The following is a 21,636-nucleotide window of genomic DNA, read 5'->3' as shown; positions in this document are numbered from 1 at the left end:
CACATAAATGAGGGGCATTTTTTCAATTTCATATGGTAAAATGTTACTATCACATATTATGGGGATGAATCACATTATGTCTATTTCAACTTTAGCTCTCTTATTATTAGCAGAAGTACTCGTCGCCATTATTCTCATCGGTATTAGCATTGAAATTTGTAGTTATGGATGGAAAAAATCGAATGGAATTAAGTACTTTTGTCTCTTAATTTCACTCCTTCTCGGAACAGCTAGCATACTAGGACTTCTCGTTGCACCCGCATATTTCTTCTTACAACTTATAGAAAAAGGCTTATAAGAAAGGATGATATTATGATTACAGTGAAACATATTGATGCATCTGAAACATACTTATTACGTCAAAAGGTTTTGCGTCCCAATCAATCATTAGAAGATTGTAAATACGATTCAGATTACGAAACAGACGCCTTTCATTTAGGTGCATTTTTATATGATGAACTTGTTAGTATCGCCTCTTTCTCTAAAGAAATACATCCTGATTTACAAGCTGGTACCCACTATCGTCTACGAGGAATGGCAACATTACCTAATTTCCGAAACCAGCATGCTGGCAGCTCCTTAATCCGTAAAGCTGAACAAGTCCTCCAAGAACGCGAAGCAAATATTCTATGGTGTAATGCCCGAATTACCGTAGCGGATTATTACAAACGATTAGGCTTCCATGAGCATGGTGAAATCTTCGAGATTGATCCAATAGGACTACATAAAGTAATGTATAAAGAAATATAAGAAAAGCTTTCTGCATATCGCAGAAAGCTTTTCTTATATTTCATCTTCACTTTTTATTTTTTTCATATATATGTATATAAACAAACTAGGAATTAAAAAACAAGCAAACATAATAAGTCCTGTTATACCAATTTCCTTTATCGCAATATCCGGTGTTACAATGATACAAATAGCTAACAGTCCAATAACAATCCCTACTGGAATTAATAATAGTTTCATGAAATAACTACGAGATACTCCCCCTGTATGCTCATACACTTCCACCGAATTTTTTAAGTTTAAAAAGTTAATAACTATTATCCCGCCCATAAATACCATTAATAAATCCGAAACACTTTCATACCCTGCCCCTTGCAAGACGTAACGGTAAAAAACAATGCCTAGTATGACGACATTTTGTAAGATGAAAGCCAATCTAATATGTTTTAATCCCTCAATCATTAAACGTTCATCTTTCACGATTTTCACCCTATCACTCCTTTTCCTCCCAAAACAAATCATTCAATGTTTTATCTACTGCATAACAAATTTTCAAACATAAATCTAAAGATGGATTGTATTTCCCCTTCTCAATTAAACTAATTGTTTGCCTTGTGACGCCTACTTTTTCTGCTAATTGTTGTTGTGTTAAATCTAACTGAACACGTGCGACTTTTATTTTACTTACAGCCATTCATGTTCCTCCTCTGCCTTTATTGTAACATATATATTCCATTAAGTAATTTATATTTTACGTAATTGATTTGTTTTTTTCACTTTATTATACACAAAAAAGGAGCCTCTCATAAGAAGCCCCCTTTCCTATCTCTATACTATAAGAATAAATGACATCCAAATAAAATTGTAAATAAATATAGTAACGGATGTACTTCCATCCCTTTCCCCTTCACAATTTTTAATACTGGATACACTAAAAATCCAATTGCAATTCCATTTGCAATACTAGACGTTAACGGAATACCAACGAAAATTAAAAATGCTGGTAATGCATCTTCAAATTCATTCCAATTAATATCACGAATGCTTTGTGCCATTAAACTACCTACAATAATTAATGAAGGAGCTGTAATAGCAGCTACACTTGATAAAGACGCGATAACAGGGCTGAAAAATGCCGTTATAATCGTTAGACCAACAACTACAATACCTGTTAATCCAGTTTTACCACCTGCAGCAATACCAGCTGACGATTCAATCGTTGCTGCTGTTGGGCTTGTTCCGAAGATAGAACCTGTCGTTCCGCCAATCGCATCTGCAATAAACGCTTTGCCAAAACGTTTCTCTGTATTATCTGTAATTAAACCAGCTTGTTTAATTAAACCGAGTAATGCACCTGTCGTATCAAATAAAAGTACAAGTAAAAATGAAAATACAACACCATATAATCCATACTGAATTACATCTGAAAAAGCATTAATTGGATTTGAAACGATAATACCCTCTGGTAAATGAGGCATCGCTACAATTTTATCCTCAAACTTCAGTTGCCCCGTAAAGAAGGCGATAATTCCTGTCACAATCATACTAATAAATAATGCACCACTCACACGTAATACCATTAATACTGCCGCTAAAATTAAACCAATTAAAGTTAAAATAACTGCTGGAGAATGAAAATCACCAATCGTAACTAAGTTAGATGGATGATCCACGATAATTCCAGATAGACGTAATCCAATAAAAGCAATAAATAGTCCAATTCCACCTGCAATTGCATGTTTTAAACTGTCAGGAATTGCGATAATTAGCTTTTGCCTAAATGAAGTGAAAGATAATAAAAGAAAAATGATACCTGTTACAAATACTGCTGAAAACGCAATGACATACGTAATCCCCTCTGCCTGTTGAACAACAGAGTAAGCAAAATATGCATTCATCCCCATAGCTGGAGCAATAACAATTGGATAGTTAGCTAAAAACGCCATACATAGCGTCCCAATAACTGTCGCAATAATAGTTGCCGTAAACGCTTGATCAAATGGTACACCTGCATCAGATAATATTTTCGGATTGATGACAAGAATATACGCAAATGTAAAAAAAGTTGTGATGCCCGCTAAAAGCTCTTGCTTCACAGAAGTGTTATATTTTTGTAATTGAAACATGGCTATGTACCCTTCCTACACCTGAATTATTATCACACATTCTTTTCTTACTAGTATGTGAGAAAATATAATACTTAATCTTAACAATCAATAAAAAGAAGAGTCAATATATTCTCTAATAGTGAGAATTTTAAGTTTAAGTCTGACAAGTTCAGATGTAGTACAGTTCATTTTGATTATTTTTGTAGCATAACAGATAGAAATGTTTTATAATTTGAAATAGTTAAATATTTAGTTAGCTCATTCTACAAGGGGGATTCTTCTTATGCAGCACACAAACAAATCTGGAACTTTAAATCGAGGTTTAAAAGAACGACATATTACTTTAATGTCACTCGGTTCGGCTATTGGCGTTGGGCTATTTTTAGGATCCGCTTCTGCTATTAAACTAGCTGGTCCTTCCATCTTACTAGGTTATATGATCGCTGGACTCGTTATTTTTTTCATTATGCGAGCGCTCGGAGAAATGGCAATTGAACAACCGGTTGCCGGCTCTTTTAGTAAATATGCTAATGATTATATCGGCCCACTTGCTGGCTATATTACTGGTTGGAACTACTGGTTCTTATGGGTTGTTACTTGTATGGCTGAAATTACGGCGGCTGGAATTTACATGCAGTACTGGTTCCCAGATATCCCGCGCTGGACTTGGGCACTACTCGCTCTATTATTAATGAGCGCTTTCAACTTCTTATCAGTAAAAGTATTTGGAGAACTTGAGTTTTGGTTTGCTCTCATTAAAATTGTCACAATTATCTGTATGATAGTGATTGGCTTTGGTATTATTCTATTCGGATTTGGAAATGGCGGCGTTGCAACTGGTATTTCAAATCTTTGGGAACATGGGGGCTGGTTCCCAAATGGCTTCTCTGGATTATTGCTTTCCTTACAAATGGTATTATTCGCTTATTTAGGCGTTGAACTAATTGGTGTTACAGCTGGTGAAGCTCAAAACCCGAAGAAAACACTCGCAAAAGCTATCGATAACGTATTTTGGAGAATCCTAATCTTTTACGTCGGGGCATTATTCGTTATGATGGCAATTTATCCATGGAACGAACTTGGCGAGAAAGGAAGTCCATTCGTATTAACATTCCAACAAATCGGCATTGCAAAAGCAGCAGGTATTATTAACTTTGTTGTATTAACAGCTGCACTTTCTTCTTGTAACGGTGGTTTATTTAGTACAGGGCGTATGCTATTTACTTTGGCACAACAAAAGAAAGCTCCTGAAAGATTCGGTCGTTTAAATAAAAACGGTATTCCGAGTCAAGGGATTGTAGCAACGGCTATCGTTTTACTTGTTGGTGTTATATTAAACTACCTTGTGCCTGCAAAAGTATTTACATGGTTAACTAGTATTTCAACTTTCGGGGCAATTTGGACTTGGGGTATTATATTAGTCGCTCAAATTAAATTCCGTAAAGGATTATCAACTGAGAAAAAAGACAAGCTAACGTATAAAATGCCTTTACATCCATTAAGCTCTTACTTCTCACTTGGCTTCCTTGCACTTGTACTAGGTATTATGGCGTATTCAGAAGATACACGAATTGCATTAATCATTGGCCCAATTTGGCTTATCAGCTTAGCTATCGTGTATTACATGAAAGGGTTTCATAAGATCGATGAAACACCTAATTCAAAGATTAGTTAAACAAGCTATCCCTTCCTTATTAATTGGAAGGGATTTTTTATTGTCTATATAAATATTTCTCAACAAAATTCACTTTATTTTTACAATTTTTTAATATTTTTTACGTTTTCTGTCTTTATTTTTTCAGAAAAATAAATTACATTATTAAAGCACATATATTTATTATTAGGGGGATTCTTCTATGAAGAATAAAAAATGGATTACATTTTCTTTAGCAACAGCAATTACACTTAGTATGGGGAGTTCGTTCATACCGTCTACTTATGCCGAAAGCTCTGTAGACCCAGCTCCTGAAATTGCTGCAAAGGTTGTAAATCAAAACAATGGGAAGAAAGTATTATTTGATAATACGCACGGTCAAACTGCCGGGACAGCTGATTGGGTTATTGATGGCGGTTTTTCTGATTTCGGAAACGGCATTGCCCAGAACGGATATCATGTAAAAGAACTTCGTAAATCAACACCTATTACATACGACGACTTAAAAAATTACAACGTGTTTATCGTTCCAGAGGCAAATATTCCTTACAAAAAATCTGAACAAGACGCAATGTTACAATACGTGAAAAATGGCGGCAGCATTTTCTTCATTGCCGATCATTATAATGCAGATCGTAATAAAAACCGCTGGGACTCCTCAGAAGTGTTCAATGGATATAGACGCGGGGCATGGGATAATCCAGCAAAGGGAATGTCTAATGAAGAAACAACTTCACAAGCTATGCAAGGAGTAGAAAGCTCTGATTGGCTATCCAATAATTTCGGTATTCGCTTCCGTTACAATGCACTTGGTGATGTTTCAGCTAAAAACATTGTCTCACCTGCGCAATCATTCGGAATTACAACTGGCGTTTCATCTGTAGCGATGCATGCCGGCTCTACTCTTGCGATTACAAATCCAAAACTAGCGAAAGGCCTTGTATATCTTCCAGAAAATCCATCAAAATGGAATAACGCTGTTGATAGCGGCGTTTATAACGGTGGTGGCGTTGCAGAGGGGCCTTATGCTGCTATTTCGAAAGTTGGCCTTGGAAAAGCAGCCTTTATTGGTGATTCCTCTCCTGTTGAAGATGCTACGCCAAAATATGTTCGCGAAGATTCAGGTCAATCAAAGAAAACTTATGATGGTTATAAAGAAGAAAACGATGCTGTTCTATTAGAAAACATCGTGAATTGGTTAGCGAAGCAAGAAACATTTACAAGCTTAGATCAAGTGAGTGGTTTACAGCTTGATGCACCTACAGCTCTACAAACATTTGAACAACCAAGCTTATCAACAGAACCACAACCAGAACCTTGGAGCGCACCAAGTCAAGGTTACCAGTGGTTCAATACCAATACTTTCAAACCAGGTTCATACGGCTATAACGGCACAGTGACAACGAGTGATTACGTAATTACTCACCCTAGCATTCTACCAAACAATGAAGTGTTCCAAATGAAGATTCAAGTAAATAACTTATTACCAAATACAACATACAATAATTATTCTTTAGGTATCTTCACAACTGGCGGAACACAGGTGGCAAAAGTTCAAAATACAAATGGCACTTGGCCGTCTTCTTTCGGATATAGCAGTACATTCTCTTTCATAACAAATAACCAAGGATCTGCTGAAAAAATTGTGAACGTACAACTTGATCCAAATACAACTGGACAGGCAACACTTCGTCTAAGACAAAACACAACAGCTAAATATAATGAGGCTGTAACGATTGGTAAGAAGTAAAGTAAAAGAAAAGGCAATCCGTAAAGGGATTGCCTTCTTCTCACTTCTCTTCTTTTGAGAAAAACATTCTTGAAATAACGATACCTATACTACCTACGATTAAGAATAACACCGCTCTAATCATCATCGACACCTCTGGTAGGTCGAGAAGGAATAACTTCCCTACTGTTACTACTAATACGACTAATCCAGCATATAATATTTCGTTCATCTGTCTATAACGGCCAAACCAAACTGCAAATAAAGCATATACCATCCATAATAATGATACAGATACGCTAATTATACTTCCATCTGTAGAAAGAACTTCACCGATCCTAGTAATTGTAATAAATACAATAACCATTAACGAGTAGAGCGCTATAGAATAAACATATTTACCTAAACTCGCTAACACTTCTTTTGCTTGTATCATGCAATAATAGAACGTTCCTATTAAAATAATATGAGCGACAAACCCTGCCGAAATGAAATGATCAAACGGGCTAAAAATCGTCTGCACCATCCCAATAGCATAAATCGTTGCACTTACATACAATTTAATATTTTGCTTTACTTTAATAGCAGTAACCATACCGAGGAAACCTTGTAACAATAATACGATCGCTGCATTCACCAAACTATACTCGTATAAAATCGCTAAACTAAATGATCCCATTGCAAAGCCAAATATTAGATTTGAAAATACCGAATGTTTATTCTTCCTATATTCAAGTACAAACATAACAGCATGCACAAATGCACTTATAACTAATCCCCACGTTGTAAATTCAGGAATTTGAGAAATGGCTAAAATAAAGAAAACTGCATTCGCACTAAATATCGCCAATCGTGCTTCTTGTATAAACCTTCTCTCCGAAAACATATGCCAAAATAATAGTAAATGAATTGCACCGTATACAACTGTTAACTGTACTTGCACATTCTCTACTAATATTGACATAACAACAAAGAAGACAAATAGGACAATTGCCGCAACAACATAAGAAATCATATACAAGTACTTATAAAGGTTTCTCAATGCATACCATAATAGGCTAATTGTTAATATCGTCTCATAACTAAAGAAAATATACGTATTAGGAGTCGTACTATTTAACAAGAAAGGAACAAAAAATGCTCCCACCGCCACGAAAATAGCGAGATATTCCGATCTATATCTTTTCGCTAAATAAATCCCTAAAACAACCCATATAATGTTGCAAACAAACGCAATACTTGCAGGAATAAACTCATATAAATAATGTGCCGCAAACGTTGTTAAAACAATTCCCGTAATACTTCCTCCAGCTAATACTAACCCTAACGCTTGCCGCTCTCTTTTAATTTGTATATCTCCTACGTAATACAAACCGGCAGATAGTACTATACCAAACACAACTCGTATCGCTGGTGTCAATAATCCGGCATCTACCCCTGCTTTGAATAACCAAATAACGCCAAGTAGCATAATACCGACAAATATGCGTGGTAACCACGTTTGACAAAACTTTATAATATTAAATGGTTCTGGTTTAAATGCAGATATATCTACTTGTTTCACCTCTGGCTCTTGCATGGACTTCCTCGTCTTAACTACATCTTCTTGTAACTTTTCATTACTTACCGCTTCAATATATTCTTTCTTTTCTTTATTAACATTTTGTTGAACTTTATCTACTTCTATTTTTCTTTGTTTCGCTTTCAATTCATAAAGTGCCTCTTGCATCGTTTCAATTGCCGTTTCGAGTGCTTCTATTTTCTTATTCAAATCCTCCTTCATATGCTCCCCCCTCATCATTCATGTAAAACCTATATATTACCAATTATCTTTATCATACTCTTAGTCTATTCATTTTCAATACTATTTTTCCAAAAAAAGAAAGGTGTTTTCCGAAATAGGAAAACACCTCTTACTTATTTATTCTTATTTATAGCAATACTAACAATTACACCGAGGCAGACACCTACAAATGCCGGAACAATCCAACCTACACCTTCTGAATAAAACGGAAGCATTTTTAGTAGTGGTGTCCATTTATTCATCAGTACACTTTTGTTTAAAATATCAATCGCACTAAATACCGCTACGAGTCCAATCGTTACCGAATATACGTATACATACTTTCCAATATACTTATGGAATAACCCTAAAATAATAAGCGTTAGTGCAACTGGATAAATAAATCCAAGAATCGGTACCGATACTTTTAAAATTTGCGTTAATCCTAAATTAGCTAAAACCATACTAACAAAACTTAATATAAATGCCCAAACTTTATAAGATACTTTCGGAAATACACTTGTGAAAAATTGACTACAAGACGTAACAAGTCCGATGGAAACGCATAGACAAGCGACAGTAAAAATAAGACCTAATAAAACTAACCCACCTTGTCCAAATAATGTAATCATAACTTGTGCTAACACTTTCGCACCGTTATCAAATGTACCCAATGAACCACTAATTGAACCAACATATCCAAGAATGACATAAATAATAGATAATAAAAGCCCTGCTCCAATACCAGCAATACTCATATATTTCGCTAAACCTTTATCATCCGCTACACCTTTTGCACGCAGAGCATTTGCAATAACAATCCCAAATATTAAAGCTGCTAACGCATCCATCGTTAAATATCCATCTAAAAATCCTTGGAACATAGGAGCTTGTCCATAATTTCCTGCAGGCTCTTTCACACTGCCTACTGATGTAAACATACTTTTTATAAATATAATAGCAATCATACATAATAATAAAGGCGTTAACACCTTTCCAAACAAGCCCATTAATTTAGACGGTGATAAACTTAACCAATAAACAATACTAAAGAAAATAGCCGTGTACAATAACAAAACTACGCTACCCGCTTCTGGGAACAACTGGCCTGGCCCCATTTCAAAAGCTAAACTTCCTGCACGTGGTATACCAAGACCTGGTCCAATAAATAAGTACACAATACATGGAAAAATAATTACAAATGAAGAATGAACCCTGCCCGCTAACGTTTGAAAACTCCCTGCTTTCGCAATAGCGATAACACCTAATATAGGAAGCCCCGTTGCTGATATAATAAAACCTAACAATGCAATCCATACATGTTCTCCTGCTTCATATCCAAGGAAAGGTGGAAATATAAGATTTCCGGCCCCAAAGAACATAGAGAATAACATAAGACTAATAAGCAAAATTTCTTTTTTCTGTAACAATTTCATTTCTTTCTCCTTCTTCAATTTCACCTTACATGAAATCAATTCCACAAATAAAAAAATGCGGTAATCCGCTTCCTTACAAAGAAAACATAGTCCATAGTCTATCACAAAAGAAACACCCATTCTATAGCTATTTCCCTTTTCAAATTTCTTCTGAAAAATCAACCTTTATTGACTTATAATAGTTAATAAGGTAAAATATTAATCATACAATACTATTAACTTTGTTTTTTGCTTGTGTCAGGAGGAAAATATTATGGAATCAGCGATACAACTAGAAAGAGAACAACAAAGAAAAAAGAAACATCCTCCAGGTTTATACTTACTCTTCTTTACAGAAATGTGGGAAAGATTTAGTTACTATGGATTACGAGGATTATTAACATTATATTTAACAACAGCTTTAGTAAGTGGTGGTCTTGGGTTTAGTCCCGCTTGGGCACTCTCTATTTACGGATTTTATACTGGTGCTTGTTATTTCACACCATTGATCGGTGGATACTTAACGGACCGTTTTCTAGGCAAACGAAAAGCCATCACAATTGGTGGTATAACAATGGCAATCGGTAACCTTACACTATTCGCCTTGCAAAACCAAGTCGGTCTATACCTCGGATTAGCGCTTATTATTATCGGTAATGGATTCTTCAAACCGAATATCTCTACACTTGTTGGAGAATTATACGAAGAAAATGATCCAAAACGTGATAGTGCATTTACAATTTTCTATATGGGTATTAACGTCGGTTCATTTTTAGCTCCACTCGTTTGCGGGTTTTTATCAGAAAATTTATTCAAAACAACAATAGATGGCGTTGCTCATTTCGGATTCCGTTACGGTTTCTTAGCCGCTTCAATCGGAATGATCATTGGACAAATTTTATTTACAACACTATCAAATCGCTTCCTTGGTGATATCGGTAAAAAACCAACTCGCGATTTGCAAACGGATGCTGGACAACAAACAATAGGAAATACACCGTTAACAAAAAAAGAAAAACAACGTACAACAGTTATCGTCATTTTAACATGCTTTGTTGTCTTCTTCTGGGCTGGATTTGAACAAGCTGGTAGTTCGTTAACATTATATACAAACAAATTTGTAGACCGCTCTGTGTTCGGATGGGAAGTTCCAACATCTTGGTTCCAATCGGTCAATCCGTTATTTATTATTTTACTTGCACCAGCTATTTCAGCATTATGGGCGAAACTGGCAACTAGAAAAAATGGTGACATGAAAATCCCAACAAAAATGGGACTTGGTATGATCTTACTCGGTATCGGTTATATTGTTCTTGTTATCGCTACATTAAAAACAGGCAGTGACGAACATAACATTACAGAAAAAGCAAACTTACTATTTATCGTCTTTACGTATCTTTTCCATACGTTAGGTGAGCTATTCTTATCACCTGTCGGGCTATCAATGGTTAGTGCTCTCGCTCCAGTAAAACTAGCCTCTTTATTAATGGGCGTATGGTTAGCAAGCTCAGGTATTGCTAATATTTTAGGCGGACAGCTTGCAAGCTTCACAACTTCACTTGGATATGCTGAAGTATTCACAGTTATTGGCGCTGTGGCGATTGTTTTAGGTTGTGTTTTATTATCAATTTCTAAGAAATTAGTGAAATGGATGGATTAAAAAAAGATGAGGAAAATTCCTCATCTTTTTTTACGCTTTCTTTCCCTTTTCTATTGCTTGTTCATACAAGCCTTTATGTTCTTTATATTCACTTGGCACGAAACTCTTATAGAAGAACGAAAGCCAGCTGTCTCCTTTTTTATATCCTTCTTCTCGAATTTCCGCTGCCTTTTTATTTGATTTAAATCCTTCAGTAAACCATTTCTTTAATGTTTCATTCTTTTCATACTTAGCAGGAACTTTTAAGTCGTAGTTTTCAAATGCATGTGTATATCCAGCTTTTTCCGCTGCCTTTTTAGCAGCCTTATATCCCTTTTCATACGCGGTTTCATATACTTTCACATATGTATCCTTTTCAGTATTTCCAGGTTTCTTTTCAGCTAATTCTTTACCAGCCTTTTCACCAAGTTCCGCTTGTTCTTTTTCAATCTTTTCGGTTCTCTCTTTATTACCTACTTGGAAACCTTCTGCAAAGTTCACCTTAAACTCAGGAGTAATTTGACTATCGTCCATTGCTTCTTGTGTTAACCCTTGCTCTTTACCTTTTTCAAAATGTGCTTTTTTCTGTTCTTCTAAAGACCATGCCGCAGCATACGCAGTTGTAAATGCTTGTTTATATGCGTCTGACTTTCCAGCTACATGTCCTTCTGCATTATTCTTTCCTGCTTTAAAATCTGTCTCTCCACTTTTTTGACCTTCAAGCTGCCCTTTTTCCATGTCAGCTTGACGCTGGGCTTCCTCTTGCTTACGTGCCTCTTCTGCTTTTCTTTGCTCTTCGGCTACACGTTGTCTCTCTTCTTCAGCTTTGCGTTGTTCTTCTGCAGCACGCTGTCTCTCTTCCTCTGCTTTACGCTGTGCTTCTGCAGCACGTTGTTTTTCAGCCTCAGCATTGCGCTGCGCTTCTGCTTGTCTTTCAGCTTCTACAGCACCATTATTATTTTGACTAGGCGCAGGGCTTGTTGTTCCGCCGCTAGAAGCTGGTTTATTGTGATAATGATATTCCCCGTACTGCAATCCCCATTTTTCACAATTTGTACGACACGTATGTCCACCATTAGCATCTGTACGTCCTGGATGTGCATAAGCAGAAATTGGCGCTACCAATAACGCTACACTTGTTGTTAAAAGAAGTCTTTTTACTTGCTGTTTCACTTTTGTTCCTCCCAAAATCTAGAATCATTACTTTATTATATAAAAATAGAAAAATATTTAAATACCAACTAAAATATTCTTTTATTTCTCAACATTGGATAAAAAAAGAAGGTTCACTCTTTAAAGAGTGAACCTTCTTTTTTCTTTATTTCTTAGCCTTTGTTCCTACTAAATCACCCGTAATAACAAAACGCTTAGAATTATCCTTAACAGATACACATGTAATAAGTGTTATCTCATCTTTCCCATGATCCTCTACAACTTCCCATTTATCAGGAGTCACTTCAGATACACCGGTAACAGTATACTCATACTCATTTGCATTGTTATACAAATAAATTTTATCGTTCTTCTTTAAAGTTGATACATCACTAAATAAAACACCTTTTTTTGACATATTATGCCCTGCAAGTGCATAATTCCCTTGTCCCATTACTTGATTTTCTCTTACAGTTGCCGCACCTGATAATAAATTCTTTTCAGTCGACGCTTTTAAAACAGGAAGTTCTAATGAGATGCTCGGAATTGAAATACGACCGATTACTTGTTTTTTATCTAACGATGCACTCGCTACTTCTGCCAAGTCTGGTTGATTAATTTTTGAAGCATCTACAAATTCTGTATCATGCTTTTCATATTCCATCTTTTGAACAGCTTGTACATTCGCTGTCTGCTTCTTCTCTGCATTATATCCATCATAAAATGGCTTTCCGATTAATACACCACCTACAACAAATAGAAGGATTGCTACTATACTATAAATTCTTTGCTTATTCATATACAATTCCTTTCCGTTACAAAATCTTACTCTATATAAAATGATAAGACAATATTGCTATATGTACAAGTGTAAGCTAAAAAAGAAACCTTCTTGCATCAGCAAGAAGGTTTTTTTTAGACTAATTTATTTCTGTACAGGGATACGTAAAAGACTGTCATTTGAATAAAAAGCATGAAAAATAAAATATATAATGGATATCCAGGAATATATAAATTAGCTACAGGAGAAAGTGTTAAAAATCCAATAGCAATAACTATTCCATACCAAAATGAAATAAATGTTGTCCGGCATGCCTTTTGTGTAATTGCTTTTTCCCGCTCGTCTTCTTGTGGAAATAATAACGGGTACATCCAATAAGAAAGAGCTTTATGTTTCTTCTTTTGAACTTTATAAAAAATCGTCGTTATAATAGCTACAATTGTTAACAATCCTAATGGCATCATGTTGATTGTTACTTCAAACGGTAATTTCTCAGTTTCAATAATATTTGCCAGCTCTATCCAAGCATAATAGAGCTCAATAAACGCCCAAAAAGCTATCACAAATCTCAGCACATTTAAGATATAAGAAACCCCAATTCTATTCATCCTCTTCCCCCTCCTTATTTAAAACAAATACATCTTCCATCTTTAACTCGAATACATCACAAATCGTCAATGCTAGTAATAATGAAGGAACGTAATCCCCTTTTTCAATTGCAGCGATCGTTTGTCTCGTCACCCCAACCTTTTCTGCTAATACACTTTGCGTAAAATTAAAGCGAGCTCTTAATTCCTTCACCTTATTGCAAATGGTCAAATTTACCACCTCTTACCATCATTGTATGCTGTCCTTAACAAAATGTAAACTCAACTTAACATTATTTTTACAAAAAAATCCAACTTTACGTTTTGTAAAGTTGGATTACGTTTTAGTTTAAAATTGTAACTTTAACATTTTTTCTGCCCCAATTACTAGACGAGGCTTTATCCGGCATTAAAACATCGATTTTGTGACCTTTAATCGCGCCACCAGTATCTGCTGCAATTGCAATTCCATAGCCTTCAACATTTACAGTAGATCCTAATGGAATAACAGATGGATCCACCGCAATTAATTTCATTCCTGGGTTTGCAGTTAAGTTATAAGGCTTACCACCCGGTCCCCATGCAGAATATACTTGTTGACCTGCTGCATAACCATTTTCAGATGGATCTGCTGTATAAGCTGTTGCGTGTACATACATTTCTTTTCCGCCAGCAGTTACTTTAGGCTGTTCAGGCTCTACTTTCGAACTATTATTAGCAACTGGTTCAGCTGGTTTATTAGCAACTGGTTCAGCTGGTTTATTAGCTTTTTCTTGCTTTTGCTTTTCAGCAAATTCCGCTTGCGCTTTCGCTAAAGCTTCTTGCTCAGCCTTTGCAGCTGCTTCAGCTTTTGCGCGCTCTTCTGCTGCAATTCTTGCTGCTTCTTGTTCACGAGCAATTGTTTCTTGTACTGCTTTCATATTTGCTTCAACTTTTGCTTTCTCTTCCGCTGCTAAATTAAGTTGGCTTGCAACCTGATTATATTTAGCTTGAACTGTTTGTAAGTTATCTTGACGTTTTTTCAAGTTATCTTGCAAATCAGCTTGTGCTTTTGCTAATTTTTGTTTATCTACTACTAAAGATGCTTCTTTTTCATCAATCTCTTTTTTATCTTCTTCAATTTGACGAAGATCTTGTTCTTGTAGACGTAAAATTTCTTTATCTGCTTCTAGAATAGTCGTAACTGCGTTCATACGTTGTATGAAATCTGCAAAGTTTTTTGATTCTACAACAACTTCTACTACTAAACTCGTATTTGAGCTATTTTGAACAGAAACCATACGTTTTTTCATAATATCCTTACGAGCAAGGACTTTATCTTCTAAAACGACAATTTCGTTCTTTTTTTGTTCAATCTGCTTATGTGTTTCATCGATTTTACGTTGAATAGCAGCTTGATCCTCTTTATTTTTTGCAATTGTATTATTTAAATTATGTAGTTCATTTTCGATACCTTGAATTTCTTTACTAACAGCTTGCTTCTCTTGCTCTTTCTTCTGCATATCTGCATCGTTTTGCTGCAATTGCTGTTGCATGTTGTTAAGTTTCTCGTCGTTTGACTCTGCTTTTACAGCGACTGTACTAGAAAGAACGATAATTCCTGCTAATACTAGACTACTGATTCGCTTAAAATAGTTCATAATCCGACTCCCTTCTTATACAGTTATACATGATTTATTTTACAGTTTGTTTACAGAACCATTAAATACAGTTTATTTTTCATGACAAAAAAAGAGAATTGTGAACAAAATGTAATAGATTCTTAAATATTTAACAATTCCTATATTTAAAAATTATAAAAGATGCTAAAATCCAAATATAGAGAAATTAAAAATCCTAAAGGCGGTTGAATTAAATAAAATGTTTACTCAAAAGAAATCACTCCAACATAAAATTGATCAACTAGAAACTCATATACATGAACTAGAAGCAGAATTAAAACAAAAAGATGTGGAAAAACAAGAAATTATATCTTCTATCCATAATCGTGTAAAAAGCGTTATGCAAGAGCACGAACTTGTAAATAGCCAACATCATACACTCCAAAACTTAATTCAACAATTGAACGCATGCTTTGAAAATGTTTCTACGCGTACTACACATTCCAACGAATTAAATAACGAAATGCTACAAAAAGAGCAAAACTTAATTCAATCTATTGAAGAAATTATCGATTGCTCTAATGAAGGAAAAGAATCCGTTCATCGCTTACTCATTGTAATTAATAGATTAGGTGAACAATCTCAACGTACTTCTAATAGTATGAATCATTTAAGCGAACGCTCTAAAGAAATTGAACAAATTGTAGAAGTGATTCAAAACATTGCAGCACAAACAAATTTACTAGCGTTGAATGCAAGTATTGAAGCTGCACGTGCTGGAGAACACGGTAAAGGATTTGCTGTTGTTGCTAATGAAGTAAGAAAACTAGCTGAAAGTACAGCTGAAAGTACAAAAAACATCGGTAACTTAACGAAAAAAATTCAAGAAGAAATTGAAAAAGCATATGAAAATACAAAAGATAATTTACATTTAGTTGATGAAGGTGTAGAAATGAGCGCTGATACTAACGCTAGAATTGAAAATATTTTAATGATGATTCAAACATTACAAAGTGGCGCTACAAATGTTATTAAAGCTATCGAAAACCAAAAATCTTGTAACGATGATATATTACGAGAATTTGCAAACACACAACAAATGTTCCACAAATTAAATACTACTATTATGAATCATATTAATGATGCTGAAAAAGTCGATGTTCAATTATCAAAAAGTATTCAAAAAATAGTAGGTTTTCAGTAATGTAAAAAATCCCCTATGACGTCATAGGGGATTTTTATTATATTTCGAATATTATTTTCTTCTCAATATTCGCTCTCTCTTTTGTTATAATAGAAAAGTTATTTCTTTCGACTAATACACAAGGAGGATGTTATGGAACAATTTTATTACATTTTAAAATATTTAATTCTTGGTCTATTCCAAGGACTAACAGAACCAATTCCGATTTCTTCAAGCGGTCACCTCGTTTTAGCACAGCATTTGCTAGGACTAAAAATAGAAGGGTTTAGCTTTGAGCTACTTGTTAATTCAGCTTCATTATTAGCTGTATTACTTATTTATAGAAATGACTTAATTCGTCTAACAAAGAATGGTCTATCTTATATATTCACAAGAGCAGAAGATGCAAAATCCGATTTCTTTTTTATTATTTACCTTGTTATTGCAACCATTCCAGCAGGTGTAATTGGAGTTTTATTTAAAGATTATATCGACCACTATTTAAAAGGTGTTAAAATGGTTGGGATTTCCCTTCTTATTACTGCTATCGGCCTTTGGATTATTCGAAACTTGCGTGGACGTAAAAATGATGGCGACCTTTCTATGAAAGATGCAATCATTATTGGTCTAGCACAAGCTTGTGCACTAATTCCTGGTATAAGCAGATCAGGTGCTACAATCGTGGCAGCAATGTTACTTGGTATGAAGCAAGAAACAGCTCTTCGCTTCTCATTCTTACTATACATTCCTGTTAGCTTAGGTGGTTTATTGTTAAGTATTACAGACATTGCAAACGATCCAAATTTAGATACATTATTTGTACCTTATATTGTTGCTTTCATCGCAACATTTGTCATGACATATATTTCATTAAAATGGTTTATGAACATTATGGCAAAGGGAAATTTAAAATACTTCTCTTTCTACTGTATTATCGTAGGTGTGCTAACTATCATTTTCTTATAAAATGAAACTTTAATCAGTGGGGGTTTTGTTCATCCCCCCTGATTATTAGCCCTCACCAATCGGGCTTTTATGGGCAGCAGGGCTCCCACATAACTTCTTTGCTCCACCTGAATTTTGAGGTGGGAGTTTTACTGCCCACAAATAGCGGGATAAAAAACCACTTACTGCCCTCATACAGTAAGTGGTTTTTCCTTATGCATAAACTTTCTTTTCCTGACAATACAAGCGAATAACATGTGTATTTTTTTGAAATAAATCATGTGTTAAGCGAATAATAATAAAATTTCGTTTTGTATTATCATCATGAACAAAAATCTGTTCCCCCTCTTGAAAACGCCATGTGCTTTCAAAAGTTGTAATATGATCCCCGCTTACCGAAAAAAGCTCATATTGCATATCATGTACCCTCTTTCAACTTGTATAATCATAATATCTTTATATTAAACTTATTATAACTTAATCTATTTTAAATTTGTAATTTTTTCTATTTCGAGCTATTTCAACTTTGTTTTACATTCTTTTAAGCGCTATAATGGTAAACGAAATTTCATTGAAAGGAGCTTCATTTTGACTGCATATTTATTTCCAGTAAAAACAGCTTTTATTTTATTTCCTATTTTAGCAATGTTTCTATTAATTCCTTTTTTAATATTTAATTATCGAAAATACGGTTATTTAAATAAATGGCGCTCATTTATTTTATACTCATTATTACTTTACTTATTAAATGCCTATTTTCTTGTTATTTTGCCGTTACCACAAACGTATGATACTTGTAGCCTACAACCCGCTAATACACAACATATGCAACTCTCACCATTTTATTTCATACAAGAGATTAGTAATCATACATCGGCAATTTTAACGAAACCTACTACTTATTTCTTGTTATTAAAAGAATCTGCATTTTTACAAGTTGCTTTTAACGTTCTATTAACCGTTCCATTCGGTATTTACTTACGTTATTATTTCCGACGTAGTTTCTTCCAAACAGTGTGCATTTCTTTTTGCCTTTCACTGTTCTTTGAATTAACACAAGTAACTGGATTATATGGTATTTATAATTGTGCATATCGCTTATTCGATATCGACGATCTGTTTTTAAACACACTAGGCGGCGTAATCGGTTTTATCATTGCACCAATATTTACGTACTTCCTGCCAAAAACAAGCGAATTAGATAGTCATATTGATTTGGAAACGAAACCAGTCGGATTCGTTCGTCGTCTCATCGCTATGCAAATTGATTGGATCTTCTTATCTATCGTTGTACCTTTCATTAAAAACAAAGGAAACTCACTATTTATTTCTAACATCCAATCTTATACAAATGTATACGAACTCCTTTTCATCGCATGTTCAATCTTAATTTACTTTATTATCATCCCATACTTTACAAATGGAAGAACAATAGGGAAAGCGTTGCTTCGTATTTACATTAAAGGACAAGCAGAGCGTATTACACTAAAAGAATTATTCATTCGTTACGGTATATTCTATTTCATTTTAGGTGGAATCAATTACATTCTTTCTAGTAGCTCTATTTTAAATCATACAGAGCCTTTAGTATTACTAGTTATACTGTTATTCCAATTTGTAATTAACGGGCTATTTATTATTCATGTTTTATTACATTTATTTAGTAGTGATAAATTACTATTTTACGAGCGTATTAGTCATACAAGAAATGCAATTACACTTAAAAAAGCTGACAAATACTAATTTGTCAGCTTTTTTTCATAATCGTAAATAACTTTTCTGTATAAGGGCTTAAAAATATTCCTGTTTCATCTAGTGACTTCCTCACTTTTAGAAACGAATGCAATTCTGGATATATATTTTGCAATTTTTCGTACGTTAACGTATGCATTTTCCCCCAATGTGGGCGCCCTTCATACTTTAGAAAAATTTTCTCCACTTCACCAAAATAAGCGGCATACTTCATACCTTTATACATATGAACAGCTATATACGCTGAATCTCTTCCATATGCTGGACTGAGCCATATATCATCACCTCTCACGTAGCGGCATTCAATCGGGAAGTGCACCTTATACTTTTTCTTTTCAATAAGATTTGAAATTTCTTCTACAACAGCCCTCATATACTTTGAAGGGACACTGTACTCCATTTCATAAAATGGAACTGTACGTGATGTAGCGAATACTTCATAGCTTGGTCCAATTATTTTCGTGTTCGGTACAGCCTTAGCTGATAATCGGCTTACTCCTTTACTTATAGAAGGAAACCATTTACACCCTTTAGATAATAAAGAGAACATCCTATTTTCAAGTAACTCCACCTTTAGTTTATGCCATTTCAAATCACTTTCTTTACTCGTTGTTTCGTTTGTAAATTTCACTTGCACTTCATCTGAATAAGGAAAAACGAAAAATTCAAAATGACGATTCTTCTTATATTCTTCTAGTTTGTTCATTACAGTAGACAATGATTGTTTTTCACTTTCATAAACAAGCGAATACGCTGGGATAACCTTCAATTTTATCTTTACAATGATACCTAGCATTCCAAGCGACAACTGAAATGCTTTCCAATATTCGGCGTTCTCGGTTTCTGAACAAACTATACTCTCACCTGTTGATAAAACTGCCGTGATCTCTATAACTTGTGTTGATAAACTCCCAAATGTAACACCCGTCCCATGAGTCCCCGTACTAATCGCTCCTGCAATAGATTGTGAATCAATATCTCCTAAATTTTCTTGCGCATAACCTTTTTCCTGAAGTAACTTCCCTAAATCATGTAGCTTTGTTCCCGCCCATACTTCGGCAACCTTCTTCTCTGCATCAATATTCACAATGCCCTTCAATTCATCTAAAGAAACTAAAATTTCTTCCGTTTGCACAAGAGGTGTAAACGAATGACCTGAACCGACAACACGAATTTTCTTTCCTTTTTTTCGTGCAAGCCCCACAACTTCTACTACATCTTGTATACTTTTTGGATACATCGTATAATGCGGCGTTCCTTCTACATTCCCTGTCCAATTTCTCCATTTTTGTCCCTTTATAGAAAGCATTGTCCATCCCCCCGATATGTTGAATACTCTCCAACAATTTCCCCTTGTTTAATGCGATATAAAATAGGAAAACGCTCACATAACTCCCCAGCTTTACTATGGCGAAACAAGATAGAATCTCCTATATCCACTCGTTCCTCGCCGTTATAAAAAATTGGTGTTTGCACTTCACCAGCACCTTCTAAAGCTAATAGTTTTGCACCATGCGGCATCCAAACCTCAGGCTCTTTATCTTTACCAACTGCACCTGAGGCAATATATCCGCCACCTAGGCAAGTATAAATAAAAGGATCCGGTTTACGTACAACTGGTAAAGCAAATCCGGCAGCTGGCTGAAATTTCACTTCTTTATAATAGTCAAACAGTTTAGGAGAGTAAAAGGCGGATCCTACAGTAATCTCTGAAACTGAGTTATCTTGCTCAGTTGTTTTTATACTTCCTGTTCCTCCCCCATTTACAAATCTTAGTTCAATACCAAGGTTTTGTATTTCTTTTACGATACGTTCTCTTCTTTCTTTAACCTCTAACACTGATTTCTTCTTTAAATACGAAACAGCTTTACTTTTCATCCATTGATTCGGTATATGATCCCCCACCCCGGCAATTTGAGCTTCATATCCCATTACACCATCTAGTATTAAATATGATGAGCCCTTCACCTTTTCTACTATTTTCAAAGCGCTCTGCACATCTTTTACCGGGGATCTTTTTACACCAAAATGAAATTTCAAAAAACGACTACTCATATCAATATCCAAACAAACGCGAAAACACCCTTTAGACTTCTCAGCAATCTTTTCTAAATAAGTAATATGGTCTTCACAATCCACCATACAAGTTATAATGTGCCCTTGCTTTGTTAGCAAACTAATTTCATGTAAAGCTCTTTCATCATAAACAGGATATCCGAGCAATAAATCATTAAATCCTTGTTCAATTAAAAACAAAGCTTCTCTAGGAGAAAAACACATAATACCTTGAAACCGATTATTTGCAGCTAAAATCTTTTTCATAACTGGAACAGAGCGTAATGATTTACTCGCTATACGAATTTTCTTATCTCCACTTAACTCTATAATCGATTGAATATTCCTCTCTAAAGCCACTTCATCTAAAAATGCACACGGTAATGGAACTTCCTTAAAAATTCCTCTATCCACATTTTTCTCTCCTCTTCTATATATGTCTTATACATATTGGAAAGAAAAAATGATTTTCCTGTTTTCAAATAAAAAAAGTTTCTTCTTCACGAAGAAACTTTTTTAAGAC

General features: G+C 34.8%; 20 protein-coding genes and 1 pseudogene. 8 read left to right on the top strand and 13 right to left on the bottom strand.

The window, feature by feature from the left end; all coding sequences use genetic code 11:
• The first annotated feature begins 7 nt into the window (after window positions 1–7).
• Together QCI77_RS03630 and QCI77_RS03625 are read left to right on the top strand one after the other, a co-directional pair.
• Window positions 8–298 (top strand): DUF4022 family protein, encoded by a 291-nt coding sequence (locus QCI77_RS03630; RefSeq protein WP_002090894.1) that lies wholly within the window; start codon window positions 8–10, stop codon window positions 296–298.
• Between the two features lie 14 nt (window positions 299–312).
• Window positions 313–750: a GNAT family N-acetyltransferase gene (locus QCI77_RS03625; RefSeq protein WP_002029848.1), complete on the top strand. Its 438-nt coding sequence runs from the start codon at window positions 313–315 to the stop codon at window positions 748–750.
• A gap of 33 nt (window positions 751–783) precedes the next feature.
• Here the strand turns inward: QCI77_RS03625 and QCI77_RS03620 are convergent, their stop codons facing one another.
• The 3 genes from QCI77_RS03620 to QCI77_RS03610 form a co-directional block, all read right to left on the bottom strand.
• A complete protein-coding gene (locus QCI77_RS03620; protein ID WP_353824518.1) occupies window positions 784–1,218 on the bottom strand; it encodes a hypothetical protein in 435 nt (144 codons plus the stop codon).
• A 4-nt stretch (window positions 1,219–1,222) separates the two neighbouring features.
• Window positions 1,223–1,423: a helix-turn-helix transcriptional regulator gene (locus tag QCI77_RS03615; RefSeq protein WP_000301182.1), complete on the bottom strand. Its 201-nt coding sequence runs from the start codon at window positions 1,421–1,423 to the stop codon at window positions 1,223–1,225.
• 139 nt (window positions 1,424–1,562) lie between these two features.
• Window positions 1,563–2,855 carry an NCS2 family permease gene (locus tag QCI77_RS03610; protein WP_002029772.1) on the bottom strand — a complete coding sequence of 431 codons (1,293 nt, stop codon included), beginning with the start codon at window positions 2,853–2,855 and terminating at the stop codon, window positions 1,563–1,565.
• A gap of 265 nt (window positions 2,856–3,120) precedes the next feature.
• Here QCI77_RS03610 and QCI77_RS03605 point away from each other — a divergent pair, with 265 nt between their 5' ends.
• Together QCI77_RS03605 and QCI77_RS03600 are read left to right on the top strand one after the other, a co-directional pair.
• The gene (locus QCI77_RS03605) at window positions 3,121–4,512 is read left to right on the top strand and encodes an amino acid permease (RefSeq protein WP_353824517.1); all 1,392 of its coding nucleotides are present in this window, start codon (window positions 3,121–3,123) and stop codon (window positions 4,510–4,512) included.
• Window positions 4,513–4,693: 181 nt separating this feature from the next.
• Window positions 4,694–6,241, top strand: a complete 1,548-nt coding sequence (locus QCI77_RS03600; RefSeq protein WP_353824516.1) for a DNA-binding protein — start codon at window positions 4,694–4,696, stop codon at window positions 6,239–6,241.
• Between the two features lie 40 nt (window positions 6,242–6,281).
• Here the strand turns inward: QCI77_RS03600 and QCI77_RS03595 are convergent, their stop codons facing one another.
• Together QCI77_RS03595 and brnQ1 are read right to left on the bottom strand one after the other, a co-directional pair.
• Window positions 6,282–8,003 carry a DUF2339 domain-containing protein gene (locus QCI77_RS03595; protein WP_353824515.1) on the bottom strand — a complete coding sequence of 574 codons (1,722 nt, stop codon included), beginning with the start codon at window positions 8,001–8,003 and terminating at the stop codon, window positions 6,282–6,284.
• A gap of 134 nt (window positions 8,004–8,137) precedes the next feature.
• Window positions 8,138–9,439: a branched-chain amino acid transport system II carrier protein BrnQ1 gene (brnQ1, locus tag QCI77_RS03590; RefSeq protein ID WP_483298973.1), complete on the bottom strand. Its 1,302-nt coding sequence runs from the start codon at window positions 9,437–9,439 to the stop codon at window positions 8,138–8,140.
• Between the two features lie 253 nt (window positions 9,440–9,692).
• Here brnQ1 and QCI77_RS03585 point away from each other — a divergent pair, with 253 nt between their 5' ends.
• Complete coding sequence (locus QCI77_RS03585; RefSeq protein WP_002029777.1) at window positions 9,693–11,078, top strand: peptide MFS transporter; 1,386 nt, start codon at window positions 9,693–9,695, stop codon at window positions 11,076–11,078.
• Window positions 11,079–11,108: 30 nt separating this feature from the next.
• On the opposite strand, the gene QCI77_RS03580 is transcribed toward QCI77_RS03585, so the two are convergent.
• From QCI77_RS03580 to QCI77_RS03560, 5 genes are all read right to left on the bottom strand, one after another.
• On the bottom strand, window positions 11,109–12,230 hold the full coding sequence (locus QCI77_RS03580) for a YHYH domain-containing protein (protein WP_113770294.1): 1,122 nt from the start codon (window positions 12,228–12,230) through the stop codon (window positions 11,109–11,111).
• 145 nt (window positions 12,231–12,375) lie between these two features.
• A complete protein-coding gene (locus QCI77_RS03575; protein WP_353824513.1) occupies window positions 12,376–13,008 on the bottom strand; it encodes a class A sortase in 633 nt (210 codons plus the stop codon).
• A 116-nt stretch (window positions 13,009–13,124) separates the two neighbouring features.
• Window positions 13,125–13,598: a DUF2178 domain-containing protein gene (locus tag QCI77_RS03570; protein WP_002134421.1), complete on the bottom strand. Its 474-nt coding sequence runs from the start codon at window positions 13,596–13,598 to the stop codon at window positions 13,125–13,127.
• A complete protein-coding gene (locus QCI77_RS03565; protein ID WP_078185072.1) occupies window positions 13,591–13,818 on the bottom strand; it encodes a helix-turn-helix transcriptional regulator in 228 nt (75 codons plus the stop codon). The genes QCI77_RS03570 and QCI77_RS03565 overlap by 8 nt, the downstream gene beginning before the upstream one ends.
• Window positions 13,819–13,921: 103 nt before the next feature.
• Window positions 13,922–15,217: a 3D domain-containing protein gene (locus tag QCI77_RS03560; RefSeq protein ID WP_002029782.1), complete on the bottom strand. Its 1,296-nt coding sequence runs from the start codon at window positions 15,215–15,217 to the stop codon at window positions 13,922–13,924.
• Window positions 15,218–15,878: 661 nt separating this feature from the next.
• Here QCI77_RS03560 and QCI77_RS30890 point away from each other — a divergent pair.
• A pseudogene (locus tag QCI77_RS30890) lies at window positions 15,879–16,382 on the top strand (methyl-accepting chemotaxis protein); the annotation flags it as partial.
• 132 nt (window positions 16,383–16,514) lie between these two features.
• Window positions 16,515–17,327, top strand: coding sequence for an undecaprenyl-diphosphate phosphatase (locus QCI77_RS03550; protein ID WP_002010553.1), 813 nt, complete (start codon window positions 16,515–16,517; stop codon window positions 17,325–17,327).
• Between the two features lie 192 nt (window positions 17,328–17,519).
• Here QCI77_RS03550 and QCI77_RS03545 read toward each other — a convergent pair whose 3' ends face one another.
• A complete protein-coding gene (locus tag QCI77_RS03545; protein ID WP_002010557.1) occupies window positions 17,520–17,723 on the bottom strand; it encodes a hypothetical protein in 204 nt (67 codons plus the stop codon).
• A gap of 171 nt (window positions 17,724–17,894) precedes the next feature.
• Here QCI77_RS03545 and QCI77_RS03540 point away from each other — a divergent pair, with 171 nt between their 5' ends.
• Window positions 17,895–19,049, top strand: coding sequence for a VanZ family protein (locus QCI77_RS03540; RefSeq protein WP_012260320.1), 1,155 nt, complete (start codon window positions 17,895–17,897; stop codon window positions 19,047–19,049).
• A 4-nt stretch (window positions 19,050–19,053) separates the two neighbouring features.
• On the opposite strand, the gene QCI77_RS03535 is transcribed toward QCI77_RS03540, so the two are convergent.
• The gene (locus QCI77_RS03535; protein ID WP_002188323.1) at window positions 19,054–20,367 is read right to left on the bottom strand and encodes a D-arabinono-1,4-lactone oxidase; all 1,314 of its coding nucleotides are present in this window, start codon (window positions 20,365–20,367) and stop codon (window positions 19,054–19,056) included.
• Complete coding sequence (locus QCI77_RS03530) at window positions 20,355–21,527, bottom strand: amino acid deaminase/aldolase (RefSeq protein ID WP_002140393.1); 1,173 nt, start codon at window positions 21,525–21,527, stop codon at window positions 20,355–20,357. Before QCI77_RS03530 ends, QCI77_RS03535 begins: the two co-directional genes overlap by 13 nt.
• Window positions 21,528–21,636 lie beyond the last annotated feature (109 nt).

Source organism: Bacillus cereus group sp. MG9 (assembly GCF_040459995.1).
GTDB lineage: Bacteria > Bacillota > Bacilli > Bacillales > Bacillaceae_G > Bacillus_A > Bacillus_A mycoides.
Note: the sequence above shows the minus strand (reverse complement) of the source record. Positions and strands in the feature narration are given on the sequence as shown.